This is a genomic window from Enterococcus sp. 4G2_DIV0659, assembly GCF_002140715.2.
GTDB lineage: Bacteria > Bacillota > Bacilli > Lactobacillales > Enterococcaceae > Enterococcus_L > Enterococcus_L mansonii.
In genome coordinates, this window is record NZ_NGLE02000001.1 from 17,174 (window position 1) to 40,647 (window position 23,474).

Consider the following 23,474-nt stretch of genomic DNA (forward strand, 5'->3'; position numbering starts at 1 on the left):
TTAAGTCTTAAAACACTTAAAAGATCAAGTGTTTTTTTATTTTAAGCTTCATTTATGTTTCTCTTTGTATACTGAACTCAGTCAAAGGAGGCAATCGAATGGTTAAATTAAAAAATAGTTTCCAAAGAAGAGAGAAAAAATATGCATTGACAATGGAAAGTTATCAAAAGTTAAGAAAAAAACTAGTCCCCCATATGCAAGAGGACGAATATGGCTTACATACGATTATTTCTGTTTATTTTGATACAAAAAATGACGAAATGATCCGTCATTCCATCTCAAAACCTGCATATAAAGAAAAGTTTCGCATCAGAAGTTATGGTTTGCCAAATGAGGATTCAGAGGTTTTTTTAGAGATCAAAAAAAAGGTGAACGGTGTTGTTTACAAACGAAGAGTAGCTCTAAACTATCAATTAGCTCAAACATACATTCAACATCCTCATTCAGTTATTCTTGAGGCAACTAAAGACCAACAAATTAAACAGGAAATTGATTGGTTATTGGCAAGAAAAAAATTAGAACCCAAAGTGATGATTGCCTATGATCGACGAGCCCTTTTTGATTCGCAAAACAGTGATTTTCGTGTGACATTTGATTTTAATATTCGTTATCGAAAAGCTCAATTTCCCTACAGGTTGGATGATAAAGGAGAGCGAGTTGCTCCGGAAATTGATGTTTTGATGGAGGTAAAAGCATTGGGGGCGTACCCACTATGGTTTTCAGAAATTTTAACGGAATTAAAAATTTTCCCAACATCCTTTTCTAAATATGCGCAAACCTATCAGCGTTATTTATATCCAATGTTAAGGGCCAGGTCATCGTAAATATGCTACTGTCGTCTAGTTTCTCGGAAAAAGAGAACGTCTGATTGGGGCAAAGATGGGCCACATTTTGGACTGACCAGTTTTGATTCGAGGCTAGACGATTCTGTCAAGCTTTAAAAAACAAGGAGGATTTTAGTTATGTTGTCAAGTTTATTAGTAGAAAGTTCAGTGTCATTATCATTTAAACAGCTTTTGATTTGTATTGCTTCATCGATTGTTTTAGGTCTATTGGTTTCTTGTGTTCATATGTATCGCAATGTATACAGCAAAAACTTTGTTATTACTCTAGCTGTGCTACCGCTGTTGGTTCAGTTAGTCATTATGTTAGTCAATGGAAATTTAGGAACAGGTGTTGCGGTTCTTGGTGCGTTTAGCTTGATTCGGTTTCGCTCTGTAGCGGGCGGTGCTAGAGAAATTACTAGTATTTTTTGGTCGATGGGGATTGGACTTGCAACTGGGATGGGGTATGTTGGCTATGTGGTTATCTACTCTTTAGGCATTACACTCTTTTTATTATTGTTAAATACGATTCATTTTGGAGAAAAACAAAAAGCAACCGAAAGAGAAATCAAAATCACGATTCCAGAAGATTTAGATTACCCGGATTTATTTGATGATCTTTTTCAACACTATACATATTCAGCCAACTTAGATTCAGTTAAGACGACGAATATGGGAAGTCTTTATGAATTACGGTATCGCGTATTGTTAAAAAATAGGAAAGACGAAAAAGATTTAATGGATGCTCTGCGGGTCAGAAATGGAAATTTAACAATTGTTTCTGGAAAAGTTTCTACAAATAGAGAAGAATTGTAGGTGAGATAAATGAAAATGAAGAAATTTAACTTTGTTACATTGACACTCTTACTACTCCTGATTACAGGCTGTTCAAAAGGAAAAATGCAGACTACAGCTACTTCAAAACATACAAATAATGCGGTTGCTGGCAATGAAGCGAAAACGCCTGAAGCAACTACGTATGGTGATTATACCGATGAAGATTTTGATGAAACGTATGATGAAGCAACAGCTACAAAAATCGAGTTGAACGATTCAGGTAGCAAAATAGAAGGTACTGGCGCATCGGAAAAAGATAAGAGGATTTCAATTACATCGGCTGGAACGTATATTTTAAGTGGTTCGTATAATGGACAAATCAATATTAATGCAGGAAATGAGAAGGTGCATTTAGTATTGGATAATGCGTCAATAAGCAACAATTCATCATCTGCTGTGTATGTGGAACAAGCCAAAAGAGTGATTACAACATTAGCAGCTGAATCTAAAAATAATCTTTCAGATGGAACAGAGTATGTTTTTGCCTCAACTGATGAAACTGAACCTGATGCAGCATTTTTCAGCAAAGAGGATTTGATTATTAACGGAAAAGGCACGCTAGAGGTTAAAGGAAATTATAACAATGGTATTCGTAGTAAAGATAATCTAGTGATAACGAATGGAACTATCGATGTGACAGCTAAAAATAATGCACTAAAGGGAAAAGATTCGATTTCGATTGCGGCAGGAACCTTTCAACTGAAAACAACGGAAGGCGATGGCATTCAAGCTAATAACAAAACAGAAGCAGACAAAGGATGGATTGCGATCGATGGCGGAGATTTTACCATTCAATCTGGAAATGATGGCATTCAAGCTGAAACAAACTTATCAATTGCCGCAGCAAACATGAAGATTAAAACAGGAAATGGCAGTGACGACAATACAATTGATGCTACTGTAAGTTATAAAGGATTGAAAGCTTCTGGGACTATTGTGATAGATGATGGAAGCTATGAATTGGATACAGCAGATGATAGTATTCATTCCAACGAGGCGGTTACAATCAATAATGGAACATTTTCATTAGCTAGTGGTGATGATGGTGTTCATGCGAATACCGATTTGGTGATTAACAACGGAACAATATCTGTAACAAAATCATATGAAGGATTAGAAGGAGCAACTGTTACGATTAACGAGGGGAATATTTCTGTTATAGCATCAGATGACGGTATCAATGCTGCTGGAGGTTCAGACCAAAGCGAAGAATCAGGTAATTTTGGTCCAGATTCTTTCGGAGCGCCTGGTGGAGGTGGGGACAGTTCTAAATTTATAGAAATAAATGGTGGAACGATCTATGTTAACGCAGATGGAGATGGTATTGATAGTAATGGTGATGTGCGAATAAAAGCTGGAACATTGGTTGTCAATGGGCCAACAGATAACGGCAACGCTGCCTTAGATTATGATGGTACCTTTACGCTTGATGGCGGTACCGTTGTCTCTAGCGGTAGTTCCGGCATGGCAATGAGCGCTAGTGAGGGTTCTTCCCAGGCGACTTTAAGTCTTTATTTTAACGAGACCCAAAAAGCTGGAACCTTGATTAATGTAAAAAATACTGCAGGTGATACCATCGTTTCAGTAGCACCTAAAAAAGACTTCTCCCATATCACCCTTAGTTCAGCTAATTTAAAAGTCGGTGAAACAGTCACCTTCTCAACTGGTGGTCAAGACTCCGGGACAGAGAAATATGGCTTATACACTAATGGCAGCTATTCTAACGGGACAGAAATTGCCACCTTTTCAATTGAGAATACCATAACAGCCGTTGACCAAACAGGTTCTGTTGTTCGTCAAAGCCAGATGGGAGACAGACCAGGTGACCAACCGCCAAGATAGTTGATTTTTATTGCTTAAGTCATTCGTTTATTGATAGAATAAGGGTATTAAGTAGAACGAGGTGGAAATATGTCCAAAAGAGTAATTATTATGCATTTCGAAGTCGAGAGCCAAGCATACCAAGCATTTTCAGAAATCAAGAAATTATATGTTGAAAAAAAAGTCAAAGGGGAACAAATGGCTGTTGTTACCCATGTCAACGATGGTATCCACCAATTTAAAATTGATGATTTCATTGATTTTACTGGAAACAACCATACATCAACCAACAGCATGATTGGAATGTTGATCGGAATTTTGGGAGGACCTTTAGGTATTCTTTTAGGTTGGTTTGCCGGAAGTTTATTAGGTGCTTCTCAAGATGCCAAAGAAATCCAAGGAGCTCAAACTGTTTTTGAACATGTGACCAAACAAATTGGTGAAGGCGAAACAGGTTTGCTTTTGATTGCTGAAGAAGAGGATAATCGTCCATTAAACCAATTAGTTATGAACGAGTTAGGTGGAGAAATTATTCGCTTGGATTTTGAAGATGTCGAACAAGAAATCTCAAATGCTAAACAAGTCGAACAAGAAACAAAAGATACTGCGGAAAAATCTTGGCAAAATAAAAATCAATAATCCAGGAAAGCATCTGAGCATTGATTTTCGTTAAAATTATTTCAAACAATAGAAAAGCATATGTTTGAAACAGAAGTATCGCTCCGTAAAACACCTTGGAGCAACTTCTGTTTTCTTTATTTAGTTAAAAAATAAAGGTTATGCAACGAAAGAACGGTGATAAAAATGTTGAAAATCCTTTTAGTAGAAGATGATGAAGTGTTATCTGACAGTATCTTAGCTATTTTATCAGAGGTTGGAAAAGTTACTCAAGTTTATGATGGAGAAGAAGCAGTCTATGAAGGAGAACGGGGAATATATGATTTGATTGTTTTAGATTTAATGTTGCCAAGACTTTCTGGCGAAAAAGTATTAAGCAAGCTAAGAAAAGAAAAAATTTATACACCTGTTTTGATAGTAACAGCAAAAGATGGCTTGGAAGATAAAATCAATGGATTTAAAAATGGTGGAGATGATTACTTAACAAAACCTTTTCATCGGGAAGAACTGCTACTCCGTGTTCAAGCACTTGTCAGACGCTCTTTAGGAATGATAGAGAAAAATGAATTAATGATTAAAGAGTTATGTTTAGATCTAGACAGCAGACAAGTCTATTACCAAAAAAATGAAATCATCCTCCAAGGAAAAGAATTTGATTTGTTGCATTATCTTATGCAAAATAAAGGGCGTATTATCACCAAAGATCAAGTGTTTGACCGTATCTGGGGATTTCAATCAGATACTACGTTGACTGTAGTGGAAGTCTATATGAGCAATTTAAGAAAAAATTTAAAACCATACGAGCTTGACCGCTGGATCAAAACCTTAAGAAATGTTGGTTATTTATTTGAGACGCTAGAGGACTTAGAACATGAATAACAAGCTAAATAAAAAACAGAGAATCAATTATTTTCTGATGAATTTGATTTCTTTTGCCAGTATTTTTTTAATTTTAGGTCTAATTGTTTTTCAATTATTACAACATTCGATTTATCAATCTGTAGATCATGATTTAAAGCGCTTATCAAAAGATGAAAAATTTATACAGCATCAGATAGAAAAAAATGACGAAGTGAATAAACAAACACCGAAGTTTGGCAAATTTGATAGCCCACCGCCAAATAATTTTCAGCAGCAAGTGATTTTATGGTCTGCCGATGGAAAGATTATGAATGAAGAAGAGCTGGGGTCACGTTTGTACGATTTTCAACATTTGACTCTGTCGACTAAAGAAACGGATAAAATTATCAGTATCCAAACAAAAGACAGTAATGATCGTTCGTTGCAATTTAGGTCAATTACATTATCTATCAAAAACAACAATAAAATTGCGTATGTCCAATTATTAGTAAATACGGATCCAATCAAAGGAACGGTGGCTAAAGTAAAGCAAATTCTGATTGTTTGCATGATTATTTTTAGTCTTTTATCCATCGCTCTAAGTTATTTTCTTTCAAAATGGGTTATGAAACCGATTTTGATTTCATGGGAAAAACAGCAAGCCTTTGTTGAAAATGCCTCCCATGAATTAAGAACACCACTGACAATCATACAAGCAAAACTAGAACAACTGTTTACCAAACCAAATCATACTATTTTAGAAGAGTCCGAAACGATTGCTTTGTCCTTAGATGAGGTACAGCGTTTAAGTCAGTTGACAAGTGATTTATTATTGTTGGCTCGTTCAGATTCTAATGCATTAGTTTTAGAAAAAGAACCTGTAAAAACAACTGTCTTTTTAAATAGTTTATTACTCCCCTATCAAGAACTTGCGATAGCAGAAGGAAAAGAATTCATTATCGATTTAAGAGTAGAGAAACAATTGTTAGTTGATAAAAAACGTCTGCATCAATTAATGATTATTTTATTAGACAACGCTTTAAAATATACGACTGATGGAGAAAAAATAACTGTCTTTTCAACCGTGAAAAATAATGAATGGATAATAAAAGTGATTGATACCGGTATTGGTATTTCAGATGAGAAAAAAACAGCTGTTTTTGAACGTTTTTATCGCGGAGAAGAATCGAGAAATCGAAAAACTGGTGGTTATGGTATTGGCTTAGCGATTGCCAAATGGATTGTAAACGAGCATCAAGGGGAAATTAAATTGGTTGATACGCTACCTAAAGGAACAACGGTTATTCTACGTTTTCCTGTAAAATAAATATTATTTGCTAAAGCAACAACTTTCTTCTAAAATAAAGGAGAAGTTTAAAGAAAGTTAGGGTAGCCAATGGAATTACAATTTTTAGGTACAGGAGCTGGAGTTCCAGCAAAACATCGTAATGTCAGTAGCATTGCTTTAAAATTATTAGATGAAAGAAATGCCGTCTGGTTATTTGACTGCGGCGAAGGAACACAATTACAAATTTTAAAAAGTAACATCCGCCCGAGAAAAATCGAAAAAATTTTTATTACCCATTTGCATGGTGACCATATTTTTGGCTTGCCAGGGCTTTTGAGCAGTCGTTCATTCCAAGGAGGAGATGAAAAGCTGGAAATATATGGGCCACCAGGCATTGCTGAATTTGTGCGTACGGCCTTAAAAGTTTCTCAAACAAGACTTTCTTATGAGTTGAAATTTATTGAGATTGGCAAAGAAGAAATTATTTTTTCTGATAAACAAGCGACGGTTTCTTGTTTACCATTAGATCATGGAATTGCTAGTTTTGGTTATCGAATCGTTGAAGCGGATCACGAAGGTGAATTACAAGTTGACAAATTAGCTGCACTTAACATTCCTTCAGGACCAATTTATGGAAAAATCAAACGTGGTGAAACAGTTGAGCTTTCTGATGGTCGAGTAATTAACGGAAAAGAGTTTGTCGGTCAAAAAAAAGCTGGCAGAGTTGTAACAATCTTAGGAGATACTCGAAAGACCAAAAATAGTGTTTTACTAGCAAAAGAAGCAGATATTTTGGTGCATGAAAGTACCTTTAACAAAGAAGAAGAAAAAATGGCAAAAGCATACTATCATTCGACTAGCCATCATGCTGCACAAGTTGCAAAAGAAGCACATGTCAAAAAACTGATACTAACTCATATCAGTGCCCGTTATCTAACAGGAGATATTATCCAATTAGAAAATGAAGCAAAAGAAGTCTTCCCAAACACTAAAATTGTCAAAGATATGGATATTATAGAAGTGCCTTTTGAAAACGAGTGAGGAGGAATTAGGATGCATTTAAGTCAAGAGTTGACCGATAAAGTTGTAGTAGTTACAGGAGGTTCTGCAGGTTTGGGTGAGCAGATCTGCTATGAAGCCGCTAAAAAAGGGGCAATTGTTGTCATATGTGCCAGACGGATCAATTTGATCGGCAAAGTGAAAGAAACATGTGAAGCGTTAAGTGGAAAACCAGCCTTTTCTTTTCAGTTGGACATTGCTGATCCAGAAAACATTGAAATGGTTTTTGAAAAAATTCAAACAGAAGTTGGCCCGATTGATGTTTTAGTAAATAACGCAGGATTCGGTATTTTTGAAAACTTCATGGATACAGACCTTTCGATTGCTAGAAATATGTTTGAAGTCAACGTTTTAGGAATGATGGTTTTTACACAAAAAACAGCCATTCAAATGGCCGAAAGAGGAACGGGGCATATCATCAATATCGCGTCAATGGCTGGAAAGATGGCTACCGCTAAATCCACAATCTACTCTGCAACAAAATTTGCTGTGTTAGGTTTTTCAAATGCATTACGCTTGGAACTAAAACCACTAGGAATTTCTGTCACTACGGTAAATCCTGGGCCGATACGTACCGAATTTTTTGATAAAGCTGATCCATCTGGCGATTATTTAGCTTCTGTGGATAGGTTTGTTTTAGAACCAAATAAATTAGCAAGAGAAGTCGTAAACAGCATGGGGACGTTTAAACGCGAAATCAATCGTCCATCTATAATGGAGGGAGCGTATCGTTTATATACACTTTTCCCTCATCTGGGTGATTTTATTGCTGGAGGAATCTTAAATAAAAAATAAGGAGGGATTCACTATGAAAAATCAATGGCGTGTTATTATTGGGCTTGTTTTAGTGTTGATAATTGTTATTTTTGCTGTATTAAACAATCAAACAGTGCCAGTTAATTTCGGTTTTACCAAATTATCAGGCCCACTGATCCTTATTATCTTAGGCTCGGCAATCCTAGGGGCATTAATTGGCTTGTTAACTTCTACAACAACTTTGTGGAAGCAAAAGAAACAAGTGAAAGAACTGGAAAAAGAGCTTTTGATTTATAAAAAAGAGTCTAATGAACTAGCGCAAGAAGAGGTTGAGAAAGTCAAACGCAACTATGAAAATCAATTGGCTGAATTACAAGCCAAATATGATGCCCGTTTGAAAACACCATCAAGTGAAGAAGAATCTGTAGGCAGCCGCGTAGATCATTTTACAAAACCTAGAAATAATGATGAAAAATAAATCATTTTGACTATCGCGATTAAATCGAAATGAAGGAATAGCCAAAAATTGTATGTGAAACGACAATTTTTGGCTATTATTTTTACGTTGTTAAAAAATCAGTTTTCTTTTAAGAGAGTTTCTTTAGTTTTCGCGCTTCATTTGGTATAATTACTGGGTTAGGAGTGACGTCGTGAAAAAAGCAAAATACACATGGCAATTACGGGAAAAGACAGAATTGCCTAAAGAATTTTCAGAAATACTAACAAATGAATCGATTAATCCATTACTTGGTCAAATTTTATGGCATCGTGGCATTCAATCTAGAGAAGCTGTAGAAACATTTTTGCGTCCAACAGTTGATAATTTATACGATCCATTTTTAATGTATGATATGGACAAAGCTGTGGCAAGGATCCAAGAGGCCATTGCTCAAGGTGAGAAGATTTTGGTATACGGTGACTATGATGCTGACGGCATTACTAGTACGACTGTTATGAAAGAAGCGATTGAACTCATTGGAGGCGAGGTGGAGTATTTCTTGCCAAATCGTTTTGTTCACGGATATGGTCCTAATGTGACTGTTTTCAAAGAGCAGATCGAAAATGGTGTTCAATTGATTGTAACGGTAGATAATGGTGTTGCAGGTCATGAAGCGATTCAATACGCAACAGAACAAGGTATTGATGTAATCGTTACAGATCATCATGAATTACCACCAGAGCTGCCTAATGCGTTTGCTATTATTCATCCAAAACACCCAAAAGGGCAGTATCCATTTGGTGATCTGGCTGGAGTCGGCGTAGCATTTAAAGTTGCTACAGCATTGTTAGGCGAACTCCCTGCCGAATTTTTAGATTTGGTGGCAATTGGTACCATTGCTGACTTAGTTTCACTTACAGATGAAAATCGAGTATTAGTAAAAATGGGGTTAGAAATAATTCGGACAGGCGAACGAATTGGCTTAGATATGTTGCTTCACCTAGCTGAAGTAAAAAAAGAGGCAATTAGTGAAGAAAATATTGGCTTTTCAATTGGTCCACGTTTAAATGCTTTAGGGCGTTTAGGGGATGCATCACCTGGTGTTGAACTGATGACGACCTTTGATGAAGAAGAGGCTGAAAAGATCGCAAAATACATCAATAATCAAAATGATGAACGAAAAGAGATTGTCGCTTCAATAACAAAAGAAGCCTTTGAACTCATTGATCCAACAGCCCAAATCCACGTTATTGCTAAAAAAGGGTGGCACGAAGGGGTTCTAGGAATTGTTGCTGGAAGAATCATGCAAGATACTGGCAAGCCTACGATTGTGTTGACGATTGATGAAAAGGAGGAATTTGCCAAAGGATCAGGTAGGAGTGTTGCAGCGCTGAACTTATTTGAAGCCTTAAGTGAAATTCGTGAAGAGTTTACCCATTTTGGTGGACATCATATGGCAGCGGGTATGACATTACCTGTTGAGAATCTTTCTAAAATGAACCAGCATCTTATTGATTACCTTGAAAAAAATCAAATTGATCTTTCACAAGGGCAAGAATTACTTATCGATGAGTCCTTGAACGTCTCGGAAGCAACGCTCTCTTTTATTGATCAGTTGAAAATTTTGACTCCTTTTGGCACAGATAATCCTGTTCCTAACTTCTTATTTGAAAATGTATCGATCGAGCAAAGTCGACAAATCGGGGCTGACAAAAGTCATCTTAAATTTGAGTTAAGTCAAGATGGCGCTAAATTAGATGCGATTGCTTTTCAAATGGGCAACCAAGCAGATGAGCTTGGGCAAGGAATGACTAGTGTTTCGGGACAATTATCCATAAATGAATGGAATGGAAACAAAAAACCACAATTAATGGTTAACGATTTTTCTGTAGAAGGGGTCCAATTATTTGATTTACGAGGTAAGAATGGCCGCCAAAGAGAAATTCCAATTCAAAATACGTTATGTGTTTATTTTCATGAAGAAAGTCATAAGCTAATTGAAGGACATCAGGATAATCAATTGCTATTTAAAGACTTAGATGAAGCAGTAGAGCTGATCAAAAACAAAGATATTCAACAATTAGTTTTTGTAGATTGTCCAGACGACGTACAAGTATTAAAACAAATTACTCAACGAGGTGGCATCGAGCGAGTTTATTTAATGGTCAATTCACAAGAAGAAGCCTATTTAAATGGTGCAGGAACAAGAGAACAATTTGCTCAATTATATAAATTTGTCCAGCAACAAGAACAAGTCGATGTTCGTTATAAGTTGAATGTTGTGGCTCAACATCTAAACATTCAAGAAAAATTATTAATTTTTATGATTCAGGTGTTTTTTGACCTAGGATTTGTTACAATAGACAACGGTGTTTTAAGAAAAGTGGAGAATCCTGAAAATCATCCGTTAACGGAAAGTAAGGTTTATCAAACTCGCTTAAAAAAAATCAAAATAGAAGAATTTTTGCTATACAGCGATCGTGAAACATTACAACAATGGCTGTGGAATGAGGAGGACGTATAAAAATGGATTTAAAAGACTATATTGCTAGTATTCCAGATTACCCAGAAAAAGGAATTATCTTTAGAGATATTTCACCATTGATGGCAAATGGTGATGCGTATCGTGAAGCAACAAAACAAATCGTTGATTACGCAAAAGAAAAAAGAATTGATATGGTCGTAGGACCTGAAGCACGTGGTTTTATTGTTGGTTGTCCTGTTGCCTATGAATTAGGAGTTGGCTTTGCTCCTGTCCGTAAAAAAGGCAAGTTGCCACGTGAAACAATTGAAGTAACCTATGATTTAGAATATGGTACAGATACATTAACTTTACACAAAGACGCTATTCAGCCAGGTCAAAGAGTATTAATTTGCGACGACTTATTAGCAACTGGTGGTACGATTAAAGCGACAACAGAATTAGTAGAGTCATTGGGCGGAGTCGTTGTCGGTTGTGCATTTTTAATCGAGCTAATGGACTTACACGGACGCGATAAAATCGATGGATATGAAATTGTGACATTGATGGAATATTAAAAAAAAGTGTTTTCCTCTAGCTTGTAGGCTAAGGAAAGCACTTTTTCTATTCTATATTCATTCTATGGGTATTTGCGATACACATATTGTTGATGTTCATTTTTCTTTCTGGAATGGGTGTACCTTTTTTCATCCCAAAGCATAAACCATATAATAAATAGAGGGCTAACAATAAGTAACGCCGATTGTAACCCTAATGTTCCTAAGAAGATACCAATAATCAATACAAAAAATAATAGACCACCACGACGAACTGCTTTCATTCTTAATCACCTCATAATTTTATCGAACAAACGTTTGTATAGTTATTATACGAACTTTTGTTCTGTTTGTAAAGAGATAAATAGAAAAAAGCACTTCTTTTTCTGTTTAATCAAAAAGAAGTGCTTTTATATAAGGATTAAGAGCTTTTTTACGTATAAAATAAAATGGAGAAAAACATAAAGCCTGCGCCTAACATAACGAATAAATGCCAAACCACATGCATAAAGCGAACGTTTTTTAAACTATAAAAAGCAGCTCCTAATGTATAGGAGACACCACCAGCGACTAAAAGTGCAATGCCAACAGGACCTAATGAATCATATAAAGGTTTCGCGGCGATTATGCAAAGCCAGCCCATGATAATATAGATGATCGTGGACACATGTTTGACTGTTTCTTGTTTGTGCAGAGTCAATGACTTATAGACCACACCACTGATCGCCATCACCCAAATAAGGACAAATAACAACCAACCGAGCCAGCCGTGAATACTTAATAAGCAAAAAGGAGTGTAGCTTCCAGCAATCAACAAGAAAATAGAGCTATGATCAAAAACTTGGAAGACTTTTTTTGCCTTAGTAAAAATCAAGCTGTGGAACAATGTAGAAGAGAGGAACAAAAGAATCAGTGTCGTTCCATAAATGGCGTATGAAACCACATGTACAGCAGAGCCAAGGCGTGCACCTTTTACCAATAAGATCACTAACCCTGCAATGCTTAGTCCAGCGCCAATCCCATGTGTAACTGCATTAAGAACTTCATTTAAAATCATATATTTTCTGGAGAATTTAACTTTTTCCAAGAAATCAACTTCCTTCATTTTAATTTGGTGAAAAATAATTCTTTGTCTGGTATACTATAAGCAGACATTTAAGCCTCACAAGTATTTTACCATGAATTGAGGTTGTTTTTAAAGAAAGAGTGATAAAATTATGACAAATGTTAAAATTGTGACTGATTCTTCTTGTACTATGCGTAAAAGTGTACGTGACGAATTAGGTATTCAAATGATGCCGTTATCTGTGATGATTGATGGTGTTGTTTATGCTGATGACGATCATTTAGAAGGTGAGCATTTCATGGAATTGATGAGTACAGCAAATGCTTTACCTAAAACAAGTCAGCCACCGATTGGCGAGTTTGTTGAGCTATACGATCGTTTGGGTGCTGATGGAAGTGAGATTATTTCGATTCACATGACAAAAGGCTTAAGCGGAACAGTGGAAGCTGCTAGACAAGCAGGTAATCTTAGTTCAAGCAAAGTGACGGTGATTGATAGTGATTTTACTGACCAGGGCTTATCCTTTCAAGTAATCCAAGCAGCGAAACTTGCAAATAATGGAGCGAGCGTTGAAGAAATTTTAGCTGAGATTAATCATATCAAAGAAAACACAAAATTATTCATCGGTATTTCAACATTGGATAATCTAGTTAAAGGTGGTCGTATTAGCCGTACAACAGGATTGTTGTCGAATATTTTTAATATGAAAGTAGTCATGGATTTTGATCACACAGAACTAATACCAGTTGCTAAAGGTCGTGGTGTAAAAACTTTTAATAAGTGGTTTGAAGAACTCAAAAATGAATTAAGCAATTTATCTAATGTACGCCAAATTGGGATTTCTCATGCAGATGGACTAGAACTGGCTAAAGGGTTTAAAGAAGGGCTTCAGGCACTATTTCCAGAGATGGACATACCTGTATTACATACAAACCCTGTAATTGCGACACATACAGGTAAAGGTGCGTTTGCAATCATGTATTATACAGACTGAATTTAAATCGAAATACGAGTGAAGGCTAGGAAAGAAGAGTTACTTCTTTCCTAGCCTTCACTCGTATTTACTTTTCAACAACTCTACGCACTGCGTTATTTTTTGATATTATCTTTTAACATTTTAGCTACCCATAATAGATGCGAAAACACTATTATTCGATTTTGCACAAAAATTGATTCAGCATTGAAGAGTACAGATTTTAAATGGTTTGTTATAATAACTTATACTTAGTAAGTTGAATAGGTAGGGTTAGGAGAAGTTAAGCAATGATAAAAAAAAGAACAATTTCTATTTATATACTGACATTTTTAGGTTTCGCAGTATATGTAAATACACTGTTTTCAACAGTTGTTGAAGCGGCAGAAGTTTGGTTACCGGAATCACCGTACTGGCTAGATTCTCTTACAAATGAAATACCGAAAGAGAATACGTTTACTCCAATGTGGACAAACGAAAGTAAAATTATCGCTCATTCAGATGGAATATTTGTAGATAAAGAGGGGAAAGGGAAGGTCTATCCAATAGAGGGATACATTCCGTTTGCGACAAAAAAAGCGGAATGGCTAAAGGTATCTAATGTAGGGCAATTTAACAACTCCACTATAAATATGAAAATAACAATTAAAACAGCCAAACCAGCTCAAGATAGTTATGGACGTTACATAGATGATCAACTTGTAAATACAGTAAACATAAAAAATACTCTTTCTACAGTTTTTGTTGATAAAAGTACTGGTTCGGCAACTCTCACTTATGAGTTTTTTGATAATCAAGATAACCCAATCAACGTCTCTGGATATTGGGTATTCAGAAACGTGATTATTGGTACTAGATATCAAATTGCTAAAAATTGGATAGAAAAAATATATAGTATTAGTCGGTCATATGTTGAAGATAGTGTTCTTCGACCCATTGTTATTAAAGTTGAGGATAATAAAGAGCAGCTTCTGATGCGTGGTACTGAAAAAAGAGAATCTCTAATTGGCTCTCTCAATTCTCCTCAAAGTCAAGCAGTAATGATCTATAATAACAGAAATAAAATAGAGTTTATAATTAGCGACACACCAGATAATCCATATGTTGATATAGGATATTCATTTACGAATAAAATTGTTCCAAAAATAGAGAATCAAGCACCAGTAGGTAAAGAACAAATCGTAAAGTCTGTTTCAAAAGATAGTACAATCAATCAGACATTTAGCCAGTATATGCCCTATCAATCGGTAAAAAATAGAACAGACGACATAAGCTGGGAAATAGAGGCTCCGACAGTTGACTCATTGACGTTTGGGGATTGGCAAGTAACCAATGAATCCGGAATAGACAGTGCTGCGTTGTTTTCTATCAAAACCGTGGATGGAAAAACAACAATTAAACCCAAAGATAAATCACAAGAAGCTTTATATGCTCATTATTTCAATTTTAAAAGAAAAATTAATTTACCAAACGTTCCAATTGATCAATCGTTATTAAAAGATCGAGAAGGTGGGAAATACCTTGATACTACAGGAACAGTTACAATGAACGCCAGTGGGCAACCTTCTTTAAAAACAACTTTTAAAACTAGTATTAATTTTTTAACAACAGTGACCTATCGCTATTTAGATCAAGAAACAAATCAACCGATTCCTAATTTGCCAGACACAATAAAAACTGAAATACCAGGGTTACTTACCCATCCTTATCCTCTAAAAAAAGGAGGGATTATCCCTGAATATGCCCATGTATCTGTGACACCATCGAATAGTGCAGATCAGTTGATTCAGTATAGTCAAGAAGAAGTGACATTTTTTTATAAAAAATTCGAGATAAAATCAAAAAAGGCATCTGTTCCTTTAGGCACGGATACAACAACATTTTCTCAAACTAAATTAAAGAATTTAATTACATACGTGAAATTAGGAGCTAATGAACTGACTGGTTATGAACTTAGTACCGTAAAAGCAGCAGATACTTCAGTGATTACAAATGATACAGTGACTTCAGCCATGACACTGAAGCTTACGACTGATCTAGAAGGGAAACAGTTAGAAACGCATTTTGATGTTTTAGTCGATGTGACTTTTGGCAACTCAATTGCGATAGGTGGAAGTGGCATAACGATAGGTGAATCCACATTAGCGTTGACTCTCCATGAAGATGGGAATCAGAACCCTTATGTCACTGGAAGTTATGGAAATATTTCCGTAGATACAACTACGCCTTTGGATGCAAATAATCAAGAGGATGTCCCTTATTATCAAGTTACCTATTTAGATATGAGTAAGACGGCATCAGGTATTGATGGAGCAACCGAAATTTACAGTCAACCACAAGCGGCGAAAGATGTATTCCTCAATGCATTAAATCAATCTACTCCACTTGACATGTTGGAGCGCTTCAAGCAAAAAACAGCTGATTCAAATGGGCAATTACCTGTAAATTATGATGATGTGATCGGTATCTACGTGACCCCAAATAATCAACAAGCGCTTTATACGAACGATCAAGGCCCTTCAGTTCCTTTAAAAGGATTACCCAATCAAAGGACTGTTTTTTATAGAATCACTAAAGCAGGCTTTATTCCATTGTATTTAGACCATTTAGAGCGTAAAAATGTTAGTATCACAACAAAAGAAACAGATTCAAAAGAAAGCTATAGCGCCCATTACAAGCAAGCGGGAATAGACCAATATTTCAATATTCCAGCAAATAATGATCATTACGCTAAAATGGTTGGAAATGGGTTTAAAATGTATCCCAAACTGAATTTAGCAGTGACCGAAGAAACCAAAGGTAAGGTGTATGTGGCAGAACAAATAGGTGAAACTAGTAATAAATACCTGAAATATCCTTATGAAATAAGCTTTACAGGATATGGCCCAGACTTCAATATTGAAAAGCCTCAAACGCTAGATTTTGGTACCCTAGGAATTAGAGGTTATCAACAAGAAATACAACAAACCAATCCGAAGTGGCAACTCAAGGTCTTGGATAATCGTCTGACTAAAACCTCTTGGGAAATCCAAGCACGGGTAACTCAGCCATTTCAAGCGAAGGACGGAGAACACACGAAAGAACTCAAAGGAGCGGTTATAAAATTAAAAAATAAAGAAAATACGATTCCTTTGAATCAAACAATGCAAAAAATTTATACAAACAATCGTCTTGAAATGAGCAATATTATTCAATGGAAGGATCCGGATGGCTTTTATTTAAGTGTGCCACCAAGTGTCATGCAAAAAGACCTTTCCTACCAAACGAATGTAGAATTTTTATTAAGTGTGGGACCGTAGTTTAAACGTGTTGAATTTTTTTGAAAGCTAGCGTTGTTGAACAAAGTAAAAAGCCTAGATAGCGCTTTGTAGTGACCAAAAAAAGTTAGACTTTTTATAGAGTGGATTTTTCCACTCTATTTTTTATGCAGTTTTTTGATTGAATCGTCGAAACTCTACTGGACTTTTCCATAATACAATTCTTGCTTTAGGATGCTTTTGAAAAATACGGTTGCCCTTTAATGCTTGTATATAGGTCAGCCGATCCTTGATCAGAGTGGAAGGTGTGACGATAAGGTATAAAGGTAAATTGTTTGGCGGATCAAACTTTTCATAAATTTTCGATTTTATTTAACAATCAACTGTACAAAAGCTTGTAAAATTGGGATAATGTTTAACAGATAAAGCAACATTCAAATAAACAATCATTGAACTATGCTCGAATCACAGAAGATTATTCGTGAGTTAATGTAAAGGAAGGAATACAATGAAATTATTTTTTCAAAGAAACGGGTCAAGTTTTGTTCTTTTTTTTATGACTATTTTAAGTGTGTTTTTACTATTGATGGTCGCAATACCTAAAGAAAAACCACTATTAGGGTCAGGAACAATTAAAAAAACTAGCAACAATAGTAAAGAAGTGATCCATTATACGGCGATTGGTGACTCCTTAACAGAAGGAATTGGCGATTTAACGAATAGTGGGGGCTTTGTTCCTTTAGTTGCAAAAGATTTACAAGAACACTATGATTTAAATGGCATTCAAACCGATAATTTTGGCAAAAACGGCGATCGCAGTGATCAAATTCTTAAACGAATCAAAAAAGATCCTACTATTCAAAAAGGACTTGCCTCAGCAGATATTATTTCTCTAACGGTTGGTGGGAATGACTTAATGAAAGTAATCAAAGGAGATATTTTTAAATTAACCAAAAGCTCGTTCAAGAAACCGTTAAAAAATTATCAAAATGAAGTAGAAAAATTGATTACACAGATTCGCAAACACAATCCCAACGCACCAATTTATGTTTTAGGTATTTACAATCCGTTTTATCTTTATTTTCCTGATATTACGGAGATGCAAGAAATAGTGACCGATTGGAACAACGGAACAGAAGAAATAGTCAAGAATGAAAAAAATGCCTATTTTATTCCCATTAACGATCTACTATACAAAGGTGTTGGAGATGAAGTGGGTATTGTAAGTAATGGAGAATCTGGTGATACAGCTACCAGTGGATCTCAAGATATTAAAAATAACGCATTATACGAAGAGGATCGTTTTCATCCGAATAATCTAGGCTACCAAATCATGGCAAGTGCTGTTCGTGATGAAATGGTAAAAAGTCAGGAAAAATGGCTACCAAAGAAAGTGAGTGATACCAATGGCAAATGAATTTGCAGAAAAAAAGGAACCTAAAAAAGCAAACAGACGAAGAAAGAACACTCCAGAAATGAAGCAAACAATTAATCGCTGGAAAATTGCTTTTCTGGTTCTAGTTGGATTAATTATCGGATCACTTGCATTTGTATTTGTAAGGATTACACAAGTAAGAGAACCAAACTATAAACCTGTGCCAGAATTAGTAGAAAAAGAAGGAACCCCCGTTATAGCGATCCAATCCAATAAAAAACAAGTCAATTCATTGATTGATTTTTATCTTAGCGATTTTCAAAAAGGGTCAAAGATTACCTACAAATTCTATTTGGAAAATGAAGCGATGTTAAATGGAACATTTGAAGTATTAGGACATCCGATTCAATTTTACCTTTATTTTGATCCATACGTAATGGATGACGGAAATGTCCAGCTTAAAGCAAAAAGTCTGTCTATTGGAACATTAGGATTACCAATGAAAGAAATCTTGAAATTTGTTCAAAGAGATTATAAATTGCCAAGTTGGGTTGAAGTAAATCCTGATGAGCAGACAATTTTGCTGCGATTAGATCAATTTAGAATGCAAAATGGATTATTTATTCGTGCGGAAAAAATCAATTTAGTTGACGATGATATTCGTATGAATATATACTTGCCAAAAGAAAAGGAAGATAAGAAGGAGGAAACGAATTGAGCGAAAAAGCTATTTTTGCCGGAGGCTGTTTCTGGTGTATGATTCAGCCGTTTGATACACAACCAGGTATTCTTTCGATCACTTCCGGCTATACTGGTGGACATGTTCCACATCCGACTTATGAGCAGGTGTTAAGCCACACAACGGGTCATACAGAAGCGGTTGAAATCGAATTTGATCCTAGTATTATGCCCTATGAGAAATTAGTAGAAATATACTGGCAGCAAACAGATCCCACAGATGCTTTAGGGCAATTTGAAGATCGAGGAGACAATTATCGACCAGTTATCTTTTACACAAGTGAACAACAAAAAGAAATCGCCTTAAAAAGCAGACAAGCTTTACAAGAAAGTGGGAAATTCAATGAACCCATTGTTACAACAATCGAGCCTGCTGTAGCGTTTTATCCTGCAGAAGAGTATCACCAAGATTTTTATCAAAAAGAGCCTGAACGATACGAAGATGCCCATGCCAATCGTGCAAATTTTATAAAAGAAAATTGGTGAATAGATGAGAAGAAGTTTTTATCATTATTTAATGACCTTGAGAACACCTAAAAAAACAAATGAAAGCCAGTTTGCAAACGATGCAGCAAAAGATATCCAATTTCCCAAACAATCAGAAGATTATCATGAACTTTCGACCTACTTGGAAATGAACGTCGATTATTTAACTAATATGCACATTTTTGATGAGCTGTGGGAAAAATATTTAGAAAATAATAAATAAAAAAGAAGGAAAAGCAAAGAGGGCTTTTCCTTCTTTTTTTTTCGTGTTAAACTGGAAAACATGTAATGATAATTTTACGGAAAAGAGATGACTTTATGAAAAATAAACGAGAAGTGCCTTTTTATCAATACATCATTTCTATTATTTGTGTTGCTTTTTTGGCAGGCGGAAGTGGCTATATATATTTTAATTACCGCTATAAACGTGAGCTAAGCAGTATTCCACCGCAAAATAGTGCGCTAAAAAAAGTAGATGCCCTATATAATGAAATCGTCAATAATTATGTAGGAAAAGTGGATGAAAAAAAATTAGTAGATGGTGCATTAAAAGGGATGGCAGAAGCTCTTGATGACCCATATTCCAGCTATTTAAACGAACCAGAAGCAGATGAACTGGATCAAAGCCTTTCTGGTAGTTTTGAAGGGATCGGAGCAACAATGACGATGACCGAAGAACTACCAACTGTTGCTCAGGCACCAATCGAAGGCTCCCCAGCTGCCAAAGCAGGGATGAAAGCCAACGATGTAATCTTAAAAATTGATGGAAAAGACACACAAGGAAAAACTCTTTCAGAAGTTGTCAGCAACATTCGTGGAAAAAAAGGAACAGACGTACGTTTAACGATTAAGCGTGGTGAAGAAACATTTGAGCTAAAACTTACCAGAGACACAATTCCGATTGAGACAGTAAAAGGAGAAATCGATAAAAAAGACACATCAATCGGTTCAATAAAAATTTCTTCATTCGGAGAAAATACGTACAAAGAACTCCAAGAAACGATTAAAAAATTAAGAAAAGAAGGCGCAAAATCTTTCGTGATTGATTTAAGACAAAATCCTGGTGGGTTACTAGATCAAGTGGAAAAAATGGCTAGTATGTTCTTAAAAGATGGTAAAACAATTGTCAAATTTGAAGATAAAAATGGTAATACGAGTGAAGATGTTGCTTCTAATCAGCTAGATGGTGGATTTAAGGTTACTGAACCAACTGTTATGTTAGTCGATGATGGTAGTGCAAGCGCCTCTGAAATTTTTGCTGCAGCTTTAAAAGAATCTGGAAATAAAAAAGTAATTGGAACAAAAACATTCGGCAAAGGGACAGTCCAAACGGTAAAAAACTTGAACGACAAAAGTGAAATCAAATTGACGGTTCTAAAATGGTTAACACCAAAAGGGAATTGGATTCATGAAAAAGGACTAGAACCAACTATTCAAGCTGATTATCCAGAGTACGCCTATTTATCTCCAATTTCTAGAGATAAGACGTTAAAACTAGGTGATTCTTCCCCTGTTGTCAAAAATGTCAATGCCTTATTAAAGGCTCTTGATTTTGATGTACAGGTAGAAAGCAGCGACTATACAGAACAGACACAGTCTGCTGTTCGTACTCTACAAGCCGACAATGGTCTTCCTGTCACAGGTGAAATCGATAATGAAACTGCTGCACAAATTGAACTAGATTTAGCAAAAAAAATTAAAGAAAACGATCAAGCATACGATACAGGAATAAACGAGTTACAAAAAGAAATTAAAACAAATTAAAATTAACTTGAAGAAGAATATGTATCGTGCAATTTTTCTTATAAAATTGTCGCTTTTTCTACTGTTTTTCCTTTATAATAGGAGTAATGAAAGATGGAGGAGAAAGAACTGTGGATGAAAGAAAAACATTTGTCAGCTACATCATTTTTTTCATAAAATTACTCGTTCCGTCTTTGTTATTGCTATTTATATTGAGAGGTTTCCTTTTGATTCCAGTTCCAGTCGATGGAAATTCAATGGAAAAAACACTCAGCCAAGGAGACATGATCTTAATGGAGAAATTTTCCTCGATCAAGCGCTTTGATGTGGTGGTATTTAAACAACCAAACGGATCAATATATATTAAACGAGTAATTGGATTACCAGGAGATGCAATTCGTTATGAAAATGATCAACTTTTTATCAATGAACACCCCATTGAAGAACCTTTTTTAGAAAAAAATTTAAAAAAAGATCATGAATCAGCTCCATACACAACTAATTTTAATTTAAGTGATCTTATTGCAGAAAATGTTTTACCTAAAAATAATTATTTTGTGTTAGGCGACAATCGCCGAATGTCCAAAGATAGTCGATCTTTTGGTGCAATCGAAAGTAAATATATCATTGGGAAAGCCCAATTTGTATACTACCCAGTAACACATATGAAATTCATACCAAGATAGGTGATAAAATGACAATACAATGGTTCCCAGGTCACATGGCTAAGGCCCGAAGAGAAGTATCCGAGAAAATAAAATACGTCGATATTGTTTTTGAATTAATTGATGCACGTTTGCCTCTTTCATCAAGAAACCCAATGATGGATCAAATCGTACAACAAAAGCCACGTCTCATCTTGCTTAACAAAGGGGATTTGGCTGACAAAGATCAGAATCAAAAATGGCAACAGTACTTTGAAAAAAAGGGGTATCACACATTAATCATCAATGCGCAACAAAATAAAGGTGTGAATAAAATCGTGCCGGAAGCCAAGAAGGCACTAAAAGAAAAGCTTGATCGAGAACGTTCAAAAGGCTTGAAACCTCGGGCAATACGAGCGATGTGTATCGGGATTCCTAACGTTGGAAAATCTACATTGATGAACCGCTTGGTTGGCAAAAAAATCGCTCAAACAGGAAACAAGCCGGGCGTTACTAAAGGTCAACAATGGCTGCGTTCAGGTACCGAATTAGAGCTTCTAGATACACCAGGGATATTGTGGCCTAAATTTGAAGATCAAGAAATTGGGAAAAAATTAGCACTGACTGGCGCAATTAAAGATCAGCTGCTTCATTTAGATGATTTAGCAATCTATGGCTTAGGTTTTTTTGCGCGCTTTTATCCTGAACGCTTGATTGAACGTTACAAAATTACAGAGGAAGAAACCTTTTTACCTGCTGCTGAACTTTTGATGTTGATCAGCCAAAAGCGCGGTTATCGAGACGATTATGATCGAGCGAGTGAAATGATTATTCAAGAGATACGGAGTAGCAAATTAGGACCATATACATTAGATCGTTGGGAAGAATTAGGAGCAACAGTAGATGAAAAATGAATCAATCCAGCAAATCAAAATCGCTTTAAAAACGATCAAAGCAAGAGATGATGAACGAATACAGCAGTGGAAAAATGATGAACGCAATGGTGTTCAACAAGCTCTGGCTCAATGGGAAAGAAATATTCAACGTCACGAAAAAGAGCTTGCGTTATTTGAAGAAATGCAGCAATTTGAGAAAAAAGCTCGTGCAGACGGTCACCGACTAATTGTTGGGATCGATGAGGTAGGGCGAGGGCCATTAGCAGGTCCAGTTGTAGCCGCTGCGGTGATTTTGCCAGAGAATTTTCAATTACTAGGAGTCAACGACTCAAAAAAGCTATCTGCTAAAAAAAGAGATGAACTATACAATGAAATACAAAACCAAGCAATTTCCATCGGAATTGGAATGGTCGATCATAATACAATCGATGAAATAAATATCTATCAAGCTGCCAAACTAGCAATGGGGATTGCTCTCGAAGATCTCTGCTTTATTCCAGATTATTTACTAATTGATGCTATGACATTGGATGTTAAGATTCCTCAAGAAAGTCTCATTAAAGGAGATGCTCGATCCGTTTCAATCGCTGCAGCTAGTATTATTGCTAAAGTTGTTCGTGATCGTTTGATGGAAGACTATGCTAAAATGTATCCAGGATATGGATTTGAAAACAACGCTGGCTACGGAACCAAGGAACATTTATCGGGACTAGAGAAACAAGGGATCTGCACAATTCACAGAAAAACATTTGCTCCAATCAAAGATATGTGCTAAAAAAAATGAAATACTCCTTTT

General features: G+C 35.8%; 23 protein-coding genes. 21 read left to right on the top strand and 2 right to left on the bottom strand.

What is annotated here, in order from left to right; translation table 11 throughout:
* Positions 1 to 98: 98 nt before the first annotated feature.
* From A5880_RS00080 to A5880_RS00130, 11 genes are all read left to right on the top strand, one after another.
* Entirely contained in the window at positions 99 to 824 is a 726-nt protein-coding gene (locus A5880_RS00080) for a polyphosphate polymerase domain-containing protein (RefSeq protein ID WP_086330050.1), read from the top strand.
* 138 nt (positions 825 to 962) lie between these two features.
* On the top strand, positions 963 to 1,640 hold the full coding sequence (locus A5880_RS00085) for a DUF4956 domain-containing protein (protein WP_086330051.1): 678 nt from the start codon (positions 963 to 965) through the stop codon (positions 1,638 to 1,640).
* 15 nt (positions 1,641 to 1,655) lie between these two features.
* On the top strand, positions 1,656 to 3,503 hold the full coding sequence (locus A5880_RS00090; protein WP_086330325.1) for a carbohydrate-binding domain-containing protein: 1,848 nt from the start codon (positions 1,656 to 1,658) through the stop codon (positions 3,501 to 3,503).
* Between the two features lie 69 nt (positions 3,504 to 3,572).
* Positions 3,573 to 4,121 carry a DUF1269 domain-containing protein gene (locus A5880_RS00095; RefSeq protein WP_086330052.1) on the top strand — a complete coding sequence of 183 codons (549 nt, stop codon included), beginning with the start codon at positions 3,573 to 3,575 and terminating at the stop codon, positions 4,119 to 4,121.
* Between the two features lie 165 nt (positions 4,122 to 4,286).
* A complete protein-coding gene (locus A5880_RS00100) occupies positions 4,287 to 4,979 on the top strand; it encodes a response regulator transcription factor (protein WP_086330053.1) in 693 nt (230 codons plus the stop codon).
* Positions 4,972 to 6,267 (top strand): sensor histidine kinase, encoded by a 1,296-nt coding sequence (locus A5880_RS00105; protein ID WP_086330054.1) that lies wholly within the window; start codon positions 4,972 to 4,974, stop codon positions 6,265 to 6,267. The genes A5880_RS00100 and A5880_RS00105 overlap by 8 nt, the downstream gene beginning before the upstream one ends.
* Positions 6,268 to 6,336: 69 nt before the next feature.
* A complete protein-coding gene (gene rnz, locus A5880_RS00110; protein ID WP_086330055.1) occupies positions 6,337 to 7,269 on the top strand; it encodes a ribonuclease Z in 933 nt (310 codons plus the stop codon).
* 12 nt (positions 7,270 to 7,281) lie between these two features.
* Positions 7,282 to 8,082, top strand: coding sequence for an SDR family NAD(P)-dependent oxidoreductase (locus A5880_RS00115; RefSeq protein ID WP_086330056.1), 801 nt, complete (start codon positions 7,282 to 7,284; stop codon positions 8,080 to 8,082).
* A 13-nt stretch (positions 8,083 to 8,095) separates the two neighbouring features.
* Complete coding sequence (locus A5880_RS00120; protein ID WP_086330057.1) at positions 8,096 to 8,521, top strand: LapA family protein; 426 nt, start codon at positions 8,096 to 8,098, stop codon at positions 8,519 to 8,521.
* 172 nt (positions 8,522 to 8,693) lie between these two features.
* Complete coding sequence (gene recJ / locus A5880_RS00125) at positions 8,694 to 11,006, top strand: single-stranded-DNA-specific exonuclease RecJ (RefSeq protein WP_086330058.1); 2,313 nt, start codon at positions 8,694 to 8,696, stop codon at positions 11,004 to 11,006.
* Positions 11,007 to 11,008: 2 nt separating this feature from the next.
* Complete coding sequence (locus A5880_RS00130) at positions 11,009 to 11,521, top strand: adenine phosphoribosyltransferase (RefSeq protein WP_086330059.1); 513 nt, start codon at positions 11,009 to 11,011, stop codon at positions 11,519 to 11,521.
* 62 nt (positions 11,522 to 11,583) lie between these two features.
* Here the strand turns inward: A5880_RS00130 and A5880_RS00135 are convergent, their stop codons facing one another.
* Both A5880_RS00135 and trhA read right to left on the bottom strand, forming a co-directional pair.
* Positions 11,584 to 11,784: a hypothetical protein gene (locus A5880_RS00135; RefSeq protein WP_086330060.1), complete on the bottom strand. Its 201-nt coding sequence runs from the start codon at positions 11,782 to 11,784 to the stop codon at positions 11,584 to 11,586.
* Between the two features lie 149 nt (positions 11,785 to 11,933).
* A complete protein-coding gene (trhA, locus tag A5880_RS00140; RefSeq protein ID WP_179190374.1) occupies positions 11,934 to 12,587 on the bottom strand; it encodes a PAQR family membrane homeostasis protein TrhA in 654 nt (217 codons plus the stop codon).
* Positions 12,588 to 12,717: 130 nt separating this feature from the next.
* On the opposite strand from trhA, the gene A5880_RS00145 reads away from it, so the two are divergent.
* From A5880_RS00145 to A5880_RS00190, 10 genes are all read left to right on the top strand, one after another.
* Positions 12,718 to 13,560 (top strand): DegV family protein, encoded by an 843-nt coding sequence (locus A5880_RS00145; protein WP_086330062.1) that lies wholly within the window; start codon positions 12,718 to 12,720, stop codon positions 13,558 to 13,560.
* A gap of 269 nt (positions 13,561 to 13,829) precedes the next feature.
* A complete protein-coding gene (locus A5880_RS00150) occupies positions 13,830 to 16,838 on the top strand; it encodes a hypothetical protein (protein ID WP_086330063.1) in 3,009 nt (1,002 codons plus the stop codon).
* A gap of 466 nt (positions 16,839 to 17,304) precedes the next feature.
* Positions 17,305 to 18,213: an SGNH/GDSL hydrolase family protein gene (locus A5880_RS00155; RefSeq protein WP_086330064.1), complete on the top strand. Its 909-nt coding sequence runs from the start codon at positions 17,305 to 17,307 to the stop codon at positions 18,211 to 18,213.
* Between the two features lie 58 nt (positions 18,214 to 18,271).
* Positions 18,272 to 18,889 (top strand): YpmS family protein, encoded by a 618-nt coding sequence (locus tag A5880_RS00160; protein WP_419469618.1) that lies wholly within the window; start codon positions 18,272 to 18,274, stop codon positions 18,887 to 18,889.
* The gene (msrA, locus tag A5880_RS00165; RefSeq protein ID WP_086330066.1) at positions 18,886 to 19,395 is read left to right on the top strand and encodes a peptide-methionine (S)-S-oxide reductase MsrA; all 510 of its coding nucleotides are present in this window, start codon (positions 18,886 to 18,888) and stop codon (positions 19,393 to 19,395) included. The genes A5880_RS00160 and msrA overlap by 4 nt, the downstream gene beginning before the upstream one ends.
* 4 nt (positions 19,396 to 19,399) lie before the next feature.
* A complete protein-coding gene (locus tag A5880_RS00170; RefSeq protein WP_086330067.1) occupies positions 19,400 to 19,618 on the top strand; it encodes a YozE family protein in 219 nt (72 codons plus the stop codon).
* Between the two features lie 95 nt (positions 19,619 to 19,713).
* The gene (locus A5880_RS00175; RefSeq protein WP_086330068.1) at positions 19,714 to 21,159 is read left to right on the top strand and encodes a S41 family peptidase; all 1,446 of its coding nucleotides are present in this window, start codon (positions 19,714 to 19,716) and stop codon (positions 21,157 to 21,159) included.
* Positions 21,160 to 21,269: 110 nt separating this feature from the next.
* Positions 21,270 to 21,824, top strand: a complete 555-nt coding sequence (gene lepB / locus A5880_RS00180; RefSeq protein WP_086330326.1) for a signal peptidase I — start codon at positions 21,270 to 21,272, stop codon at positions 21,822 to 21,824.
* Between the two features lie 8 nt (positions 21,825 to 21,832).
* The gene (gene ylqF, locus A5880_RS00185) at positions 21,833 to 22,696 is read left to right on the top strand and encodes a ribosome biogenesis GTPase YlqF (RefSeq protein WP_086330069.1); all 864 of its coding nucleotides are present in this window, start codon (positions 21,833 to 21,835) and stop codon (positions 22,694 to 22,696) included.
* Complete coding sequence (locus A5880_RS00190) at positions 22,686 to 23,453, top strand: ribonuclease HII (protein ID WP_086330070.1); 768 nt, start codon at positions 22,686 to 22,688, stop codon at positions 23,451 to 23,453. The genes ylqF and A5880_RS00190 overlap by 11 nt, the downstream gene beginning before the upstream one ends.
* Positions 23,454 to 23,474: the final 21 nt, after the last annotated feature.